A 17656-nucleotide genomic window follows, 5' to 3' on the forward strand; every position below is an offset into this window, starting at 1 on the left:
CCGGCCCACAGGCCGGCTGACTGGGGGGTGACGGCACGGCTGACGGTCGCTTCCTCCGGTCGGTGTGCCGACCATGATGCCCGTGCGCCACACCCGGGCACGTCGGCAGGCCATGGCAGCGACGGTTCAACGGGGCGCGGGTGTGGTAGAAGGTTGTATGCCTCTCGTGCGCCGCATCGCCCGCCCGTTGCTCGCCTCGGTCTTCGTCCCGAGCGGGCTGGACCAGCTCCGCCGCCCGGCTGCGGCGGACCCCGACGCCGTGAGGGTCGGACCCAGGGCCAGCGCCCTGCCCCCCCTCGGCGACCTGGACCCCCAGACGCTGGTGCGCGTCAGCGGCGGTGTCCAGCTGGCCGCGGGCAGCCTGCTCGCCGTCGGGCGGCTCCCGCGGATGTCCGCGATGGCGCTCGCCCTCACGGTCGTGCCGTCAACCTTTGCCGCCCACCGGTTCTGGGAGGTGGATGATCCCGCGCAGCGCCAGCAGCAGCAGCACCACTTCCTCAAGAACCTGAGCATCCTCGGTGGTCTGGCCATCGCCGCGGTGGACACCCAGGGCCGGCCCGGGGTCGGCTGGCGCACCCGCCACACCGCCGAGCACGCCAAGGCAGCCGCCCACCGGACCCGTCGCCAGGCGCGCCTGGCCGCCAAGGCCGCCGACCGCACCCGTCAGGCCAAGGCCGCCCGGACCGGCCGCGCCGTCGCCCGGCGACGCGCCGCCTGACGCTGCTCAGCGTCCTCAGGGCGACGACACCCGCACGACGAAGGTCCGGCTCTCCCAGACGTCGGTGTCCCACGGCTTGGCGTAGTCGCAGCGCACGGTCGCGGTGCCGGCGGCGCGGGCCAGCCCCGCCACCAGGTAGCGGGTCCCGTCGCCGTCCTGGTCCATCCGCTGTCCCCGCACCTCGACGGCGTCGCCCTCCACCGCGACGCGCCACAGGTGGTTTGGGCGGTACTGCGTGGGCAGATCGAGGTCGAACGCCTCGCCGGCCGCCACGTCGACGGTCTCCGGCGGGCGCTCACCGGGCCGCTCGTCGGCCGTGGGCGGCGCGACCGGGCGGGCGCCGCTGATCGGTGCCTCCGGCAGCGGCTCGTCACCCGTCGGGGGTGGATTGGGGCGCGCCCCGATCCACACCCACCCCTCGCGCTCCTCCACGGCGTAGGTGGGCAGGTAGCCGGGCTGGAGCCGGTCCAGCGCCTTCGGCGTCGCGTCACGCGTCGGCAGGACGTTGCGGCCCGTCCGGGGGTCGTAGACGAACTTGTGCTGCTCGCACCGGACCAGCCCGCCGAAGATGGTGGCCCGCCGCAACGAGGTCCCCTGATGCGGGCAGTAGGAGTCGAACGCGATGATCTCCCCGCTGGTCAGCCGGGTGAGCAGCACCGTGCGCCCGTCCACCTCGACCTCGCGGTACTCGGGGACCGCGATCGTGCCCACCGTGGCCTGCTGACGGACCTGGCCGGCGTCGTGCTCGGTCGCCGTCGGCATCGGCAGCTCGTCGCTGGGCAGGGCGCGCTGCATGGGGACGTCGACCATCGCTGGCTCCTGTGAGACGGTGCGGGCGTCCAGGGTAGGGCCCCGATCGCGGAAACTGAGGATTTGGGCTCTCAGGGCTTTAGTCATGCTCGCACGAGGCCGATGCTGCCGGTGTCACCACAAGACCCAAACGACAGCACAAGGACCATGATGTCAATGGCTCCAGACGACCTCGTTGACCACAACGCCGGCGATGCCTTCCTCCAGGTGATCGCTCGCGTCAAGGATGGTGACTTCTCCGCTCGTATGCCACTCGATTGGACGGGTGTGCCCGGCAAGGTCGCCGACGGGCTCAACGAGATCATCATCGCCAACCAGCTGCTCGAGCGAGAGCTGGCCAGGGTGAGCGCTGTCGTCGGCACACAGGGGCAGCTCGCCCAGAGGGCGACGCTGGTGGGACAGACCCAGGGCTGGTCGGAGAGCATCGGCTCGGTCAACAGCCTCATCGACGCGCTGGCTGGTCCGATCAGGGAGGTGCAGGGTGTCGTCGGTGCTGTCGCCCTCGGCGATCTGAGCCAGCGGATGTCTGCGGACGTGCACGGTGAGATCCTGCAGCTCAAGCAGACCATGAACGGCAAGGTCGATCAGCTCAACGTCTTCGTGTCGGAGGTCATGCGGATCGCCCGGGAGGTGGGGACCGAGGGCAAGCTCGGGCAGGCCGCTGCCTCCTCGCTCGAGGTTCGTGGGGTCTGGAAGGACGTCATCGAGAGCATGAACCTGATGGCCGGCAACCTGACGGGCCAGGTGCGCAACATCGCCGAGGTGACGACGGCCGTGGCCAACGGGGATCTGAGCACGAAGATCACGGTCGACGTCAAGGGTGAGCTCCTCGAGCTGAAGAGCACCGTCAACTCGATGGTTGACCAGCTCAACGCGTTCGCCGGCGAGGTCACCCGTGTCGCACGCGAAGTGGGTGTCGAGGGGGAGTTGGGCGGCCAGGCAAGATCGACGGAGATCAGTGGCGTCTGGAAGGACCTCACCGACAGCGTGAATCAGCTCGCGGCCAACCTCACCGACCAGGTCCGTGCGATCGCGGAGGTCGCGGCTGCCGTCACGGAGGGAGACCTCACGAGGCAGGTCAACATCGAAGCCAGCGGCGAGGTCGCTGTGCTGATGGACAGCCTGAACGAGATGATCCGCAACCTGCGCGAGACGACACGCCAGAACCACGAACAGGACTGGCTCAAGACCAACCGTGAACGTTTCACCCGCATGCTGCAGGGACAACGCGACCTCGGGACGGTGTCGAGCACGATCCTCTCCGAGCTCGCTCCGCTCGTCTCCGCCCAGCACGGCGTCTTCTACGCGATGACCGGCTCGGCCGAGGCAACCGACCCGGTGCTGTCCCTACAGGCCGGGTACGGCTACGAGGAGCGACGGCAGCTGTCGACCTCGTTCCGTCTCGGGGAGGGTCTCGTCGGCCAGTGCGCGAAGGAGCGCAAGCGGATCCTGATCACCGAGGTCCCCGGCGACTACGTGCGGATCAACTCGGGACTGGGCGCAGCAACTCCGCTCAACATCGTCGTGCTGCCGATCCTGTTCGATGGGTCGGTCCGCGCTGTCGTCGAGCTCGCGTCGGTCACCGCCTTCACCGAGATCCACCTGACGTTCCTCGATCAGTTGACAGAGAGCATCGGCCTCGTCCTGAACACGCTCGAGGCCAACACGCTCACCGAGACCCTGCTGGAGCAAGCGCAGTCGTCGGCGGAGGAGCTGCGCGCCCAGCAGGAGGAGCTGCGCGAATCCAACGTGGACCTCGGCAGTCAAGCGAAGCTCCTGGCCGCGCAGAACACGGAGGCGGAGCACCGCAACCGCGAGCTCGAGGAGTCCAGGGGCCTCCTCGAGGAGAAGGCCGGTCAGCTCACGCTCTCCTCGAAGTACAAGTCCAAGTTCATCGCGAACATGTCCCATGAGCTGCGTACGCCGCTGAACAGCCTGCTGATGCTCGCCGAACAGCTCGAGGACAACCCCGACGGCAACATGACGGCCACGCAGGTCGAGTACGCCAGCGTCATCCGCTCTTCCGGCAACGACCTGATGGTCCTGCTCAACGGGATCCTCGATCTCGCCAAGGCCGAGTCAGGAACGGTTGCTACCACCGTCGCCGAGGTTCAGATCGAGGCGATCTCCGGGGCGCTGCGCAAGGAGTTCGAGCCGGTTGCCACGGTCCAAGGCCTCGAGTTCGCCATCGGGGCCGAACCAGGGTGTCCCGCGACGATCGCTACCGATGCCCTACGCCTGCGCCAGATCCTGAAGAACCTCCTGGCGAACGCCTTCAAGTTCACCGCACACGGCCGGGTGACCGTCCGCATTGCAGCAGCGGACTCCGGCTGGAGCGTGGACAACCCCTCGCTGGAGCAGGCGTCCGCGGTCGTCGCGTTCACGATCAGTGACACCGGCATCGGGATCGAGCCCGAGGACCAGGCTCGGATCTTCGAGGAGTTCGCACAGGCGAATGGCGCCACGGATCGCGTCTACGGCGGCACGGGCCTCGGTCTCACGATCAGCCGGAAGCTGGCAGCCCTGCTCCACGGTGAGATCACGGTTGCAAGCACACCTGGCCAAGGGAGCACGTTCACCGTGTTCCTGCCCGTGGATGAGCCAGCGACGCAGCCGACACCGGTCGTTGCCCGACCCGCCGCGGCGGTTGCAGCACCGGTCACCGTCCCACCACCTGCCGCAAAGGTGGAACAGGTGCCCGCACAGCCGTCCCCGCTACCCAGCAGCGGTCCCTCTGCTCGCCGTGCCCCCAGAGACCTCAGTGGGACCCGGGTCCTCGTCGTCGACGATGACTTCCGCAACCTCTTCGCGCTCACCGCACTGCTCGAACGCTCCAAGGCGAACGTCATCACGGCTGAGAGCGGTGCTGCCGCCCTGAACATCCTCCTCGACGGTGGAGGCACGGTCGACATCGTGCTCATGGACATCATGATGCCGGTCATGGACGGCTACGAGACCATCCGTGCGATCCGCAGTCTCGACGGGTTGGGGGATCTCCCGATCATCGCCGTCACGGGCAAGGTCGTCGCCGGTGAGCGCGAGCGCTGCATCGCCGCCGGAGCCAACGACTACGTCCCGAAGCCTGTTGATACCAACGAACTCCTCACGTCGCTCGAGCCGTGGCTGCAGCGGGCGGCCCCGACACCATGACAGGGCCCGCCGATCCGTCCCTTCCGGCCACCACGCCGCCCTCGTCCCTGCGGTCGGCCCCGGTGCTCATCGTCGATGACACCGCGTCCAAGCGCATCGCCATGAAGGCTGCGTTGGCCCCGTTGGGTCATCGGGTCGTCGAGGCCGACGGTGGCGTCGCCGCGCTCCGCTGCGTGATGGCGGAGGACTTCGCCGTGATCCTGCTCGACGTCACCATGCCGGACATGGACGGCTTCGAGACGGCCAGGCTGATCCGGCAGCGGTGGCAGTCCGAGATGACCCCGATCATCTTCGTCACGGCTCTCAACGGTGACGAGATCGGGCAGGTGGATCACTACGCGGGAGGTGCGGTCGACTTCCTCTTCGCTCCCGTCCCCCCGTCGGAGCTGCGCTCGAAGGTCTCGTTCTTCGCCCACGTCTTCCTCAATGCGCAACTTCTCGCTGCCAGAGCCAAAGTCGTGCAGGAGACCGCCGACCAGCTGAGATTCCTGACCGATGCGGCGCCGATCGGCATCTTCCAGACCGACAAGGACAACCGCTACATCTACACCAACGCCCGCTGGAGTGAGATCACCGGCATATCGGAGAAGGATGCTGTCGGGCGTGACTGGGACTCGATCGTGGATGCGGGCTCACGAGCGGAGCACGCGGTCGCCCTGGCCGACGGGGCGGCGCTGCGATACCGGTTCGAGATCGACCGGCCCGGCTCTGGGCCTCGGATCGTCTTTGCAACCACACGTTCGATCCCCGACGGCGACGGTGGACGAGCCGGCTGGGTCGGCACCCTCGCCGACATCACCGCCGAACGACAGGCACAAGCGACCCAACGATTCCAGGCGCAGCTGCTCGAGGCGGTCGGGGAAGCCGTGATCGCCACCGACCTCGACGGCAACGTGCGGTACTGGAACATGGCAGCCGAACGGATCTACGGCTGGCCGGCCAAGGAGGTGCTCGGGCGACCGATCTCGGAAGTCACCATCCCCACGGGCGACGCCGACCGGGGCAAGGAGATCATGACTGCGGTCGCCGCCGGACAGACGCTGTCGGGGCAGTTCAACGTCCGTCGGCGTGACGGCTCGACGTTCATGGCGCTGGTCACCAACTCGCCGATCCAGGACGAGGACTCCGGAGCGCTGAGCGGCATGATCGGCGTGTCAGCGGACATCACCGATCTGACCTCCGCCCAGGACCTGCTCGCCCGCCGTGCTGCCCAGCAGACCGCGGTCGCCGAACTCGGCCGCTACGCGTTGGCTGCCGACGACGTCGCCTCGGTCGCCAGAGCCGCCGAGACCACGATCACCGGGGTCCTCGGGGTCGGTGAGTGGCACGCCCGGGTGATCTGGTCCGACGAGCAGGACACCGCACCGACCGGTGGCCCAACCGACGGGGCCATCCGTGCCGAGGTCGGCGAAGCCGCGACGATAGCCGTCTGGAACGAGCACCAGACGGCGCTCCCTCGCACGAGCACGAGTTCGTCAACGATGTGGCCAACCATCTCGACTTCATGCTCCAACGCGCCAGAGCAAACGCGCAGTTCGAGCACCTGGCGACACACGACCCGCTCACCGAGCTGCCGAACCGCACGTTGTTCCTCGATCGCCTCCACCAGGTGAGGCTGTCCGCCCGACGTTCCGGTCAGCCGTACGCGGTGCTGTTCCTCGATCTCGACCGGTTCAAGTTCGTCAACGACGGCCTCGGACACGACGTCGGCGACGAACTGCTCATCGCGGTGGTCGGCCGTCTGCGCGGCGTCATGCGCCCGTCCGACACCCTGGCGCGCTTCGGTGGCGACGAGTTCGCGATCCTCAGCCCGGACATCGACGGTGCACTGACGGCGTTGGCGATCGGAGAACGGATCCAGGGCGCCCTGGATGCGCCCGTACCGCTGCAGTCGGTGGAGCTGATGGCCACAGCGAGCATCGGGATCGCGGTAGGCGATTCCGAGACTGATGGCACCGCCCTCCTGCGTGACGCGGATGCCGCGATGTACCGGGCCAAGGACAGCGGACGGAACCGTGTCGCGCTCTTCGACGAAGCCATGCAGCGGCAAGCCCAGGACCACCTCGACCGCACCGCCGATCTCCGTGGCGCCCTCGATGGCGACCAGATCGAGGCGTACTACCAACCGATCATCGACCTGGCGACCGACCGGATAATCGGCGTGGAAGCCCTCGCACGGTGGTGGCATACCAGTGAGTTCGTCGCCCCCGATCAGTTCATCGCACTGGCCGAGGACGTCGGCCTCATCGACCATCTCGGCAGACACATCCTGAAGAAGGCCTGCCTTGCTGGGCTCGCCTGGGCGGACCTGTCCACCACCCCGTTCGTGCTCTCGGTCAACGTGTCGCCGCGGCAGTTCGTATCCGGCGGCCTGACCAGCACGGTCCTCGCAGCCTTGGCCGACACGGGCCTCGACGCCGCATGTCTGCACCTGGAGATCACCGAATCGGGCCTCATGAGCGACCCCTCCGTCCAGGCCACCATCGACGAGCTCCGTGAGCACGGCGTCCAGTTCGCCATCGATGATTTCGGAACCGGCTACTCGTCACTGGCCAACCTGCGGCAGCTTCCTGTCGACATCCTCAAGATCGACCGCACGTTCGTCAGCGGGATCACGACCAACCCTCAGGATCGTGCGCTCGTCACCGCTGCCATCGACCTCGCCCGCAGCTTCGGCTTGACCACCGTCGCCGAAGGCGTCGAGACCCCCGAGCAGCTCGGTGAGCTCAAAGCGCTCGGCTGCGACCTCGCTCAGGGCTACCTGTGGAGTCCCGCGATCGAGGCAGACAAGTTCACCGAACTGCTGCAGGGCTGTGACGGGCGCCTCCCTGGGGCTGGGGCTGTGAAGCTATCGGCGTAGGTGACACGACGTGGGCTCATGTCGCCCGGCGGGGCGGGGGCCGGGCGCTCACGCGTGCCAGGCTGCCAGATCGGCGATGGTCGTCAGGGCAAGGTCGACGACCGCGTCGGCCTCCAGACGAACGAGCAGCTCGACGAAGTTGCGCAGTGTGGTCCACTGCTGGGTCCAGTTGCCGCTGCGCCGCCAGCCATCGATGACGTCGGCGAAGAACGGCAGGGCGGCCGCCGGGTCGCCGTATCGCCCCTGCAGGCTCGTCCCGGTGAGCCGGGAGATGGTCTCCACGAAGGAGGCCCCGCACGCGGAGGCGAGGGCCCCGGCCTCGTCCAGGATCGCCTGGGCCTCCTCGGGCGCGGTCTCCGCGCGGCACTCGCCTTGCGCGTAGCGGGCGAACGCCCGTGCGGCGGGCCCGGCCCGGGCGGCGACATCGGCCGCGGCATCAGCCTGGCCGGCCCCCTCGGCGAGGCAGCCCGCGTAGGCCACCACGAGGGCGCCGCTGGCCAGGCCCAGCGCTTCGCCGTCTGGATCGCCGCCGAGGCGCGCCAGCCGTGCCTGCTCCCGAAAGGCTGCCTCCGCCTCGGCCAGCCGTCCCTGGAAGTTGGCCACGTCACCCAGCGCCTCGAACGGGACGGCCATGGCCGGGTCGTCGGGACCCGGGCTGAGGTCGACCCCACGGTCGGCGAGGCGCCGGGCCCGATCGAGGTCGCCGCGGCGCCAGGCCGCCGTCGCCGCGGCCGCGTACACCTGCGGTGCCGTGGGCTCGTCGTCCATCCCCTCGAGCTGGAGTGCGTCCTCGGCCCAGCCGAGCAGCTCCCCGCCGGGACGCCAGTAGTCGAAGCGGTACAGCGCGGCGACAAGGCGGCCGAGCAGTGCGGTGTCGGCCCTGCGGCGGGCGCGCCGACGGGCCCCGCGGAGGTCGTCGAGGGCGCCTTCCAGCCAGCGCCGGCCCGCATCGCTCAGCGGTGGCCCGCCGGCCTCTTCGGCGCGCTCGGTGAACAGTGCCGCATGGCGGTCCGCGACCATACCGAGCTCCCCCCGGTCGGCCAGCCGCTGGCGGGCGAACGCGCGCAGTGGCTGCAGCATCCGGTACCGCCCCTGCCCCCCAGTGCCAATCGAGCCGCGGCACGCTCCTCGACCGCGACGCGGCGCCGTTCGGTCAGCCGCAGCGCCTCCGACCGCGCAACGTCGTCGGCGAACTCCGCGTAGGCCGGTTCCCGCCACAGCCCGAGCGCGCGGTCGAGCAGGACCCGCACCGCTGCGGGTTCGCCTTGCGGCGCTGGGCCTCGTCCAGCAGCTGCTCGAAACACCGGGCGTCGACCTCGTGCGGCTCGACCTCCAGGGCGTAGCCGGGCGCGCGGGTGACGATCAGGGTGCCTGGACCGAGCTGCTCGCGCAGCCGCGCCACGTACGTCTGGATCGCGTTGCGCGGGTCGGCCGGAGGCTGCGCGCCCCAGAGCGCCTCGGTGAGCGCATCGACCGGGACCACCTGTCCGACGTCGGCGAGCAGCGCGGCCAGCACGGCCCGCTGGCGACGACTGCCGATCGCCACCGGTGCATCACCCCGACGGACCTCGAGTGACCCGAGCACCCGGAACTGCACGGCAGCCGCGTCCTTCCTCCGCGTCCGGCCAGCGTACGCCGCGGGCGGCCGTGATGTACGCGAGCCGTGACCGCGCCGCAAGGTCGGGCGCGCACGGTGGTCCCGTCAGGTCCGCGGCAGCCACGCAGCTGCGACGAAACCATCGAAGGAGTGCATCATGACGCCGACAACCACCACGCCAGCTTCCGTCCGCCCCGAACCGCTCGACGAGCAGCGGGCCGCGGCGTTCGAGGAGGAGATGGTCGCCCTGCTGAACCACGGGGCTTTGAGCCTCATGGTCTCCATCGGCCACCGCACCGGCTTGTTCGACACGATGGCCCGCTGCGGTGCGGCCACCGTCGAGACGCTCGCCGACGAGGCCGGCCTGGACCAGCGCTACGTCGCCGAGTGGCTCGGCGCCATGGTCACCGGGCGGATCGTCGAGCACGACCCCGACACGCGCACCTACGCGCTGCCGGGCGAGCACGCGCGGCTGCTCACCCGGGCAGGGGACGAGAACCTCGCCGTGTTCGCGCAGTACGTCCCGCTGCTCGGCGCGGTGGAGGACGCCATCGTCGAGCGGTTCCGCCACGGCGGCGGCGTGGACTACGCCGCCTACCCGCGCTTCCACGAGGTGATGGAGGAGGACAGCGCCCAGACCGTCCTGTCGGCGCTGCGCGAGCACATCCTGCCGCTCGTGCCGGGGTTGGTAGATCGGCTCGAGCGCGGCATCCGGGTCATCGACGTGGGGTGCGGCCGCGGGCGGGCCCTGGTGGAGATGGCCGGCTGGTTCCCCAACAGCACGTTCGTCGGCTACGAACTCTCCGATGAGGCTGTGGGCTACGCCAGGGACACCGCCGCCAGCCGCGGCCTGGACAACGTGGCGTTCCACGCCCACGACGCCGCGCACCTGACCGCGGAGGAGCCGCCGGGCGCCGCCGGGCTCGTCACCACGTTCGACGCCGTGCACGACCAGGCCGACCCCGAGGCGGTGGTGGCGGGCATCCGCCGCATGCTCGCCGACGACGGCGTCTACCTCGCCCAGGACATCGACGCGACCAGCACGCACCACGGCGACATCGAGCACCCGATCGGCCCGCTCCTCTACACGATCTCGTGCCTGCACTGCATGACGGTGTCGCTCGCGCGCGGCGGCGTGGGACTGGGCGCGATGTGGGGCCGTCAGCGAGCCCGCGCGCTGTTCACCGCCGCGGGGTTCAGCGAGATCGAGGTGCACACGCTCGACCACGATCCCCAGAACGCCTACTACGTGTGCCGCCCGTGAATGAACCCGGCGGCGGGCCGACCGGCGGCGGGGAGCAGATCGGCGACCTCGGCCGAGCGCATGGGACGGCCGAGCAGGTAGCCCTGCGCCATCTCCAACCCGAGATGGCGGATGGCCTGGAGCTGCTCGACGGTCTCCACGCCCTCGGCCACCACCTGCATCCCGAGGCCCTGGGTCAGGGCGGCCAACGCCGTGACGATGGCCTGCTCCGTGCCGCGCTGACCCAGCCCGGCGACGAAGGAGCGATCCACCTTGAGGATGTCCAGGGGCAGCGTGCGCAGATGGGTGAGGCTGGAGTAGCCGGTGCCGAAGTCGTCGAGAGCGATGCGCAACCCGAGCGATCGCAGCTCGCAGAGGGTGGCCACGAGCGCCTGGTCGCCCTCGATGACGGCCGTCTCGGTGAGCTCGAGCACGAGATCCTCGGGACGTGCACCGGCGGCACGCACGGCAGCGGTGACCTTGGCCGCGAAGTCCGGCTCGGCGAGCTGGCACACCGACAGGTTCATGGCGACCAGCAGATCGTGGTCGTCGGGCATCTGCGCGCGCCAGCGCGCCGCCTGAGCGCAGACCCGGGTCATGACCCAGTCACCGATCGGGCCGATGAGCCCGCGGGCCTCCGCAATGGGGATGAAGAGCGCCGGCGAGACGAGCCCGTCGACCGGGTGGTGCCACCGCAAGAGCCCTTCAGCGCCGATCACCCGGTCGCCCTCGCCTGGGGCTGCCAGAGCCACGATCGGCTGGTAGACGAGCGAGAGCTCGCCCCTGGTGATGGCGTGTCGCAGATCCTGATCGAACTGGTCACTGCGCACGGCCTGGCTCCGCAGCGCGCTCGTGTACGTCTCGATCTCACCGGGACCGCGCTGCTTGGCGCGGTACATCGCGGCGTCAGCGCGGCGCACCAGCTCCTCCGCATCGCATGCGCCGTCGCTGATGGCGACGCCGACGCTGGCCGTCACCCGGGCGGCGCCCTCACGCTGGGAGAACGGCTTGCTGAGGCTGTCGACGGCTCGCTGGGCGATGCCCACGGCGGCTTCGGTGGTGGTGGCCTCGCACACCATGACGAACTCGTCACCGGACTGGCGGGCGAGCGTGTCCTGTGGGCGACAGATCGCGCTCAGGCGAGCGGCGACCTCGACCAGCAGACGGTCACCGGCGTCGTGCCCCAGCGTATCGTTGATCTGCTTGAACCCGTCCAGATCGACGAACAGCACCGCGAAGGGGCCGTCGCCGCGACGCTGCCTGGCCAGGGCCACCCCCAGCCGGTCCAACAGCAGGACCCGGTTGGGCAGGCCCGTCAACGGGTCGTGCAGCGACCGGTGGCGCAGCTGCTCCTCCAGGTGCAGGCGTCGTCCCACGTTGGCGAGCACGTTGTTGACCGAGCTGACGAACTCCCGGTCGGCGTCGTCCGGGTCGCCGGCGCTCCTGAGCACCAAGGGGTGCCGATCGGAGCCCGACGCCTCCCCCACCGCAGCCTCGCCGGCCAAGGTGACCGTGCAGCGCTCGGGCAGGGTCCCACGGACGACCTCTGCGGTGTCGTGGGCGAAGGCGGTGAGGTCGCGCTCGGCCAGTGCCCGCTCACTGATGCTGGCCAACGCCGACGCCCTGGCGGTCCGCCGCTTCAACGCCGCCGTGATCACCTGCTCGTCCGCGAGCTGGGCGCGGGCGATATCACGCTGCTTGGCAGAGCGTTCCGACGGCACGACGTGCAGCTCGAGCTTCAGGGCGGCTCCCACGATGAAGAGCCAGGCACCCACGGCCTGCGCCACATGGACGATCAGGTCGTGCCCCTCGACCGGGTACACCCGGCCGCCGATGCCCAGGGTGTGCGCGACGATGTGCAGGTGCGTCAACCCGCAGGCGAGGAAGAACATGATCGCTGCCCCGCGGACGATCAGCACCACGGCCGGCGGGGCGCTCGGCATCCGGATCCTGGGAGCGACCACCAGCGCGATGACGAAGTAGCCGGCGCCGACGCTGCCGGCCAGGGCGACCATGGCCACCGTTGCCGTGTCGATGACCGCGTTCCTTTCCTCTGAGGGCCCCGCCTGCTCCTACAGGGTCGGTCGAACGGACCAAGGCCCCAATGACCCGATGGGATGATCTTTCACCCCCCCATATGACTAGCGCATGGCTTCGGATCGGTACGGCCCAGCCCGCGGAGGTGACGGGATCGGGCGGGGGCCTCCGAGGCGTTCCTGGCGGCGGATCACCACGATTCCCCCGAGGATGCACGCCCCGCCGATCAGCTGGCGCGGACCGGGCAGCTCGGCGAGCAGCGCCCAGGCCACGAGCACGGCGAAGAGCACCTCGGTGAGACCGACGAACGAGGCGGACCGGGTGCCGAGCCGCAGGATGCCGCCGATCCCACTCAGGTAGGCCGCCACCGTCGAGACCAGGGCGAGCCAGCCGGCGGGGACCACCCAGCTCACCGGCGCGCCGGCCAGCACCGTGTCCGACGTGGCGAAGGCCAGCGGCACCAGCCCCACCGCCCCCGCGAGCGCGATGACCACGGCACCCACGGCCGTGCCGCCGGCCGCCATGACCAGTGGCGGCAGGTCGACGTCTCGCTGCTCGGAGATGGCGAAGAACGCCCCCAGGCAGACCGCGGCGAGCAGTGCCCACGCCACCCCGACCGGATCGAGGGACGCCTGGCCGGTGAGCTCGAGTACGAACGCGAGCCCCACAAGGGTCAGCGCCGCGCCGAGGAGCGTGGGGATCCCCGGCAGGGCACGCTGACGCAGGGACGTCCAGGCGAGCAGCAGCACCGGGGCGAGGTACTCGATCAGCAGGGCGACGCCGACATCCAGGGTGCGGACCGCGTTGAAGAAGCCGAGCTGCACACCGGCCATGGCGACGACGCCGTAGAGGACCACGGTGCGCACCGCGGCGGCGCGCGGATGCCAGCGCCCTGCCGCGGCTCACCAGGCACGACGGGTGGGACTGGCACCTGCACCTCACCACGCCGGACGCGCCCCTGGTCGACCGGTTGGGCACCGAGGCCGCCATGGGCATCGCGGACCTGGTGCGGGCACAGGATCTCGGACGCCTCAAGCGCTGCGCCGCCGGCGCCGGGCACCCCCTCCCCCGGCTACTTCGGCAGCATCCACAGGGCGCGCACCGAGACGTCGGCGGGGTTGCGCCACGCGCGCACGGGTTCGGTGATGAGGATCGCGTCGCCCTGCTGCAGCGTCTCGTCGCTCTGGCCGATGGACAGCTGGAGGAGGCCGTCGAGGACGACCGCGTACTCCCGGCGCTTGGTGCTGAAGAACGGGCGGTTTCCCGACGCTCCCGGCTGACACTCCACGACGTACAGCGCCATGTCGAGGGACTCGACGATGGTCTCGACCCGCACGCCCGACTGGGCCTCCTCGGCCGTGCGATCGCTGCGCGGAAACACCCGGTGGGTCGACTGCCCGGCATCGGGCTCGCCGACCGGCACGCCCAGCGCCGCCCACACCCGCATGAGGACCTCGCCGGAGACTCCGGTGTGCCCGCGTTCGATCTGGGACAGCCCGCTCGCCGTCACCCCCACGCGCCGGGCCAGCTCGGCTTGCGTCAAGCCGGCGGCCACCCGCTGCTGCTTGATGAGCCGGCCCACACGCGGCCTGTCCAGCGGCGTGCGCTCCACGAGCCGCACGGTGTCGCCCTCCGCGACGAACTCGACCCGACCGTCGAGCAGGTCGTCGGGGCGACCCTGGGCCTTGCGCAGCTCCATCCACTGCCGCTCCCCCTCGCGGCCGAGATCGATCACCACCTGCGTGACCTGCGCAAGCTTGGCCAGGAACGCGGGCGTGTGCGCGGCCCGCTCCAGCGTCCAGTAGGCGATGGTGCGTTCCTCGTACAGCTTCGGACACGCCCAGACGAACAGCGACAGCGCATCCTGCGCGCTCCAGCGCTGCTGCATCGCGGTGAGCCCGTCGAACACGTAAGTGGTGCCCGGCCCGAGGTCCAGCATGGCTTGCTGGAGCATGGAGCGGACATCTGGGAGAGTGGCTCCGGCCAGGTGCAGCACGCGCACGCCGGGGGGCGCCGCCTCGGCGTCCACGATCCCCGCGCAGTCCACGAGCAACAGGCGCTCGGGATCCCAGCCCGTCGCGAACCGCCGGTGGACCTCGCCCGGCGAGATGGCGAAGCTGATGAACACGAGCGGCGCGCGGTCGGGACCAGGCTGGAGGGCACTCGCCAGCACCAGGTCGGCGTCCGCCTCCTCGCCGACCTGGAAGACGACGTTGTCGCCGGTGCGCAGGCCCCCCGTGAGCTCGTCGACGATCTCCTGCATGGTCGTCGGCGTATCCATCGCCATCGCGCGCCCTATTTCTGGACCAATATGAAGTAGCCCTTGATGTTTTCGTCTTAGGCAGTAGTCTGACTTCATACCGGTGGGTGTTGGCCACACCGACCGGATGGAGACCCTCGCCGACATGCCGCTCCTCGTCCCGCCGACCACGGTGGGACAGGTCGCAGGTCGCCGTCGATGGCGTCTCCAGCGTGCCACAACGCGCGGTCAGGTGACCGCTCCTCGCCCTGTCACGAGCCCAAGGAGTCGTTCGATGTGCTTTAAGAACCTACCAGTTGAATTCGACGGCCAGGGAAAGGCCAGCCTGAAGGAGGGCGTGGGCAACCCCTGGGCGATCGACGGGGCAGTGAAGCCGAAGGGCTTCACCAAGGCCAAGCCGGCCCGCGTCGCCGGCGGTGCCGTGGCCACCGAGCCCAAGGTCCGCGACTGGATGATCGACCCGATCACCCGGGTGGCCGGCGCCCTGGCCATCCACGTCCAGATGGACCTGGAGAAGCGTGAAGCCACGGAATGCCACTCGATGGCGATGCTGTTCCGCGGCTACGAGCTGATCCTGGAAGGCCGCGACCCCCGCGACTCGATCGACCTGACCTCGCGGGCCTGCGGGGTGTGCGGCGGCACCCATGCCACCTGCTCCTCGCAGTGCATGGACATGGCCTTTGGCGTGCGGCCCCCACCCATGGGCGTGATCGCGCGCAACCTCGGTGAGCTGGCCGAGATGCTCTACGACGCGCCGATCCACATGGGCCTGCTGGCGGGCCCGGACTACTCCACCCCGCTGGTGGAGGTCACCAACCCCGAGATCGTGCGCAAGGCCGAGAAGACCCTCGCGCCCAACTCGGGGCTGCACGGCTACGAGACGATCAAAGACATCATGGACGCCATGGCGCCCCTGACGGGCAAGATCTACCTCGAAGCCATCCAGATGACCCGCCTCGGCCGCGAGATGGTGAACCTGTTCTACGGCAAGTTCCCCCACCCCTCCACGCTCGTGCCCGGCGGGGTCACCACCACCATCACCACCTCGACGTTCAACGAGTACAACTCGCGGCTCATGGGGTTCATCGACTACGCCAAGCGGGTCCAGGGCTGGTGGAACGACATCCTGGACTTCTTCCTGGAGTGCAACCCCCGCTACGCCGACGTCGGCAACCGGCCGATCAACATCATCCAGCCCGGCGCGTGGGACGACCCCGAGGCCTACGACGGCACCTACGCCAACATGAACAACTGGGGCAACCTGCGCCGAGCCTCGCCGGGCATCATCATCAACGGCGAGCTCCTGTCGACCGATCTCACCACGATCGACACCGGCATTGAGGAGTTCGTCGAGCACTCCTTCTACGAGGAGTGGAGCGGCCAGGGCCAGCGCTACCAGACCGACCCCATCGGCAACCCGGTCTCGCCCTACCACGCGTGGAACAAGATCACGATCCCCAAGCCCGGGGCTCGTGACTTCAAGGAGAAGTACACCTGGGACACCGCGCCCCGCTGGGACCGCCAGGTCGTGGAGACCGGCGTGTACGGGCGCATGTGGACCACCGCGCTGGCGCAGAAGGCCCCCTCCAGCGACTTCGTGGAAGCCACCGGCGACGGCCTGCGCATGCGCCTGCCCCGCGGCGAGCTGCCCGAGATGGAGATCTTCTGGAAGGTGCCCGACCGCCTGAACGCGTTCGAGCGCACCCGCGCCCGCGCGATGTCGGTCAGCTGGCACGCGGCCAACGCCCTGACGGTGCTGATGGAGGCCTACGACTACTGGCGACGTGGCGAGACCCGGGCGTTCACCCAGTTCAAGGTGCCCAAGGACGAGCGCCGGGGCGTGGGCTTCTGGGAGGCCTCCCGGGGGTGGCTCACCCACCACATGACGATCGACAAGGGTCGCATCGTCAACTACCAGATCAACACGCCCTCCACGATCAACGCGGCGCCGCGCGACCCCTGGGGCCAGCCCGGACCCTACGAACAGGCCGTGATCAACACACCGATCCTGGAGGAGAACGGCGACGACAACCTCAAGGGCATCGACATCCTGCGGACGATCCGCAGCTTCGACCCCTGCATGCCGTGCACCACCCACGTGGACACGGGCAGGGGCGTCATCTCGCGGGAGGTCAACTCCTGCTCATGCACCCTCGAGTAACGCCACGCAGTGGAGTCGGTGACGACATGGAGGACGCCGTGAGCACTGATGTCAGCGAGTGCCCTGCCCGCATGGCCTATGACACCCTGGTCGCCGAACCCGCGCTCAGCGCGTCGGGATACCGCGCCGTGATCACGGCGTTGCATCCCACGTGGGTGGAGGAGGTCGTGTGCCCTATCCACATCGCGGTCGGCCATCTCCGTCGAGCCGCCGACGCCGTCGCGTCCGGGAGGGACCGGGACGCGCGGGCGGGGCACGCGGCCGCCCGGACGTACCTGTACCAAGCCCTGTCCGCCGCCCGGCTGCTGACCCACGAGGAACGACTGCAGGAGCTCGTGGTGGACACGCTGCTGCAGGACGCCCGACCCGAGGAGCCGGTGGGCTCCAGCAGTGGGCGCATCGTGCACGGGTGGGAGGCCTGGCGACGGACCGACGCACCGTGACCGCGGGGCAGCCGCTGGCTCCGGCGGGTCCGGAGGCTTAGTCGCTGCCGTGGAGGTGGGCCAGGAGGCGGACCACGAACGTGGCCATCTGGTCGCGGCGGACCCCCGCACCCGGCCCGTAGGTGCCATCGGCGAACCCCGAGGCCAACCCCGCCTGCGCCGCCCCGTTGACGTTGGCGAAGTGCGGGTTGCCCGCACCGACGTCGGGGAACGCCAGGGTCTGGCTCGCCAGGTCCTCCGCTGCGGCGAACGCCGCCGCGCGCAGCAGGAACGACGCCATCTGGTCACGGCGCACCGCCACGGTCGGGCCGTAGCTGCCATCGGATCGCGGTAGGGACCGCCCTCGCGGGCGGCCCCCCGCACAGATCCCAGCGTGC

General features: G+C 69.9%; 14 protein-coding genes. 7 read left to right on the forward strand and 7 right to left on the reverse strand.

Annotated features, from left to right (window positions below; all coding sequences use genetic code 11):
• Positions 1 to 157: 157 nt before the first annotated feature.
• Positions 158 to 718, forward strand: coding sequence for a DoxX family protein (locus WD250_06515; protein MEX2619853.1), 561 nt, complete (start codon positions 158 to 160; stop codon positions 716 to 718).
• A gap of 15 nt (positions 719 to 733) precedes the next feature.
• Here the strand turns inward: WD250_06515 and WD250_06520 are convergent, their stop codons facing one another.
• Complete coding sequence (locus tag WD250_06520) at positions 734 to 1528, reverse strand: Rieske 2Fe-2S domain-containing protein (protein ID MEX2619854.1); 795 nt, start codon at positions 1526 to 1528, stop codon at positions 734 to 736.
• Between the two features lie 156 nt (positions 1529 to 1684).
• Between WD250_06520 and WD250_06525 the strand changes: the two genes are divergently transcribed.
• From WD250_06525 to WD250_06535, 3 genes are all read left to right on the forward strand, one after another.
• Positions 1685 to 4678 carry an ATP-binding protein gene (locus WD250_06525; protein ID MEX2619855.1) on the forward strand — a complete coding sequence of 998 codons (2994 nt, stop codon included), beginning with the start codon at positions 1685 to 1687 and terminating at the stop codon, positions 4676 to 4678.
• Positions 4679 to 4740: 62 nt separating this feature from the next.
• Positions 4741 to 6291 carry a PAS domain S-box protein gene (locus tag WD250_06530; GenBank protein MEX2619856.1) on the forward strand — a complete coding sequence of 517 codons (1551 nt, stop codon included), beginning with the start codon at positions 4741 to 4743 and terminating at the stop codon, positions 6289 to 6291.
• Entirely contained in the window at positions 6183 to 7538 is a 1356-nt protein-coding gene (locus WD250_06535) for a bifunctional diguanylate cyclase/phosphodiesterase (GenBank protein MEX2619857.1), read from the forward strand. The genes WD250_06530 and WD250_06535 overlap by 109 nt, the downstream gene beginning before the upstream one ends.
• Positions 7539 to 7586: 48 nt before the next feature.
• Here the strand turns inward: WD250_06535 and WD250_06540 are convergent, their stop codons facing one another.
• Positions 7587 to 8618 (reverse strand): hypothetical protein, encoded by a 1032-nt coding sequence (locus tag WD250_06540; GenBank protein MEX2619858.1) that lies wholly within the window; start codon positions 8616 to 8618, stop codon positions 7587 to 7589.
• A 73-nt stretch (positions 8619 to 8691) separates the two neighbouring features.
• On the reverse strand, positions 8692 to 9135 hold the full coding sequence (locus tag WD250_06545) for a winged helix-turn-helix domain-containing protein (protein ID MEX2619859.1): 444 nt from the start codon (positions 9133 to 9135) through the stop codon (positions 8692 to 8694).
• A gap of 157 nt (positions 9136 to 9292) precedes the next feature.
• Here WD250_06545 and WD250_06550 point away from each other — a divergent pair, with 157 nt between their 5' ends.
• Positions 9293 to 10399 carry a class I SAM-dependent methyltransferase gene (locus WD250_06550; protein MEX2619860.1) on the forward strand — a complete coding sequence of 369 codons (1107 nt, stop codon included), beginning with the start codon at positions 9293 to 9295 and terminating at the stop codon, positions 10397 to 10399.
• On the opposite strand, the gene WD250_06555 is transcribed toward WD250_06550, so the two are convergent.
• From WD250_06555 to WD250_06565, 3 genes are all read right to left on the reverse strand, one after another.
• Positions 10381 to 12393, reverse strand: coding sequence for a bifunctional diguanylate cyclase/phosphodiesterase (locus WD250_06555; protein ID MEX2619861.1), 2013 nt, complete (start codon positions 12391 to 12393; stop codon positions 10381 to 10383). The genes WD250_06550 and WD250_06555 overlap by 19 nt on opposite strands.
• A 126-nt stretch (positions 12394 to 12519) precedes the next feature.
• On the reverse strand, positions 12520 to 13281 hold the full coding sequence (locus tag WD250_06560) for an EamA family transporter (protein MEX2619862.1): 762 nt from the start codon (positions 13279 to 13281) through the stop codon (positions 12520 to 12522).
• A 206-nt stretch (positions 13282 to 13487) separates the two neighbouring features.
• Entirely contained in the window at positions 13488 to 14702 is a 1215-nt protein-coding gene (locus tag WD250_06565; protein ID MEX2619863.1) for an XRE family transcriptional regulator, read from the reverse strand.
• A gap of 247 nt (positions 14703 to 14949) precedes the next feature.
• Here WD250_06565 and WD250_06570 point away from each other — a divergent pair, with 247 nt between their 5' ends.
• Both WD250_06570 and WD250_06575 read left to right on the forward strand, forming a co-directional pair.
• Positions 14950 to 16836, forward strand: a complete 1887-nt coding sequence (locus tag WD250_06570) for a nickel-dependent hydrogenase large subunit (GenBank protein MEX2619864.1) — start codon at positions 14950 to 14952, stop codon at positions 16834 to 16836.
• Between the two features lie 38 nt (positions 16837 to 16874).
• On the forward strand, positions 16875 to 17279 hold the full coding sequence (locus WD250_06575) for a hypothetical protein (protein MEX2619865.1): 405 nt from the start codon (positions 16875 to 16877) through the stop codon (positions 17277 to 17279).
• Between the two features lie 37 nt (positions 17280 to 17316).
• Here WD250_06575 and WD250_06580 read toward each other — a convergent pair.
• Positions 17317 to 17656 (reverse strand): S-layer homology domain-containing protein (locus WD250_06580; GenBank protein ID MEX2619866.1); only part of this gene is annotated, 340 nt, incomplete at its 5' end.

Source organism: Egibacteraceae bacterium (genome assembly GCA_040905805.1).
GTDB lineage: Bacteria > Actinomycetota > Nitriliruptoria > Euzebyales > Egibacteraceae > DATLGH01.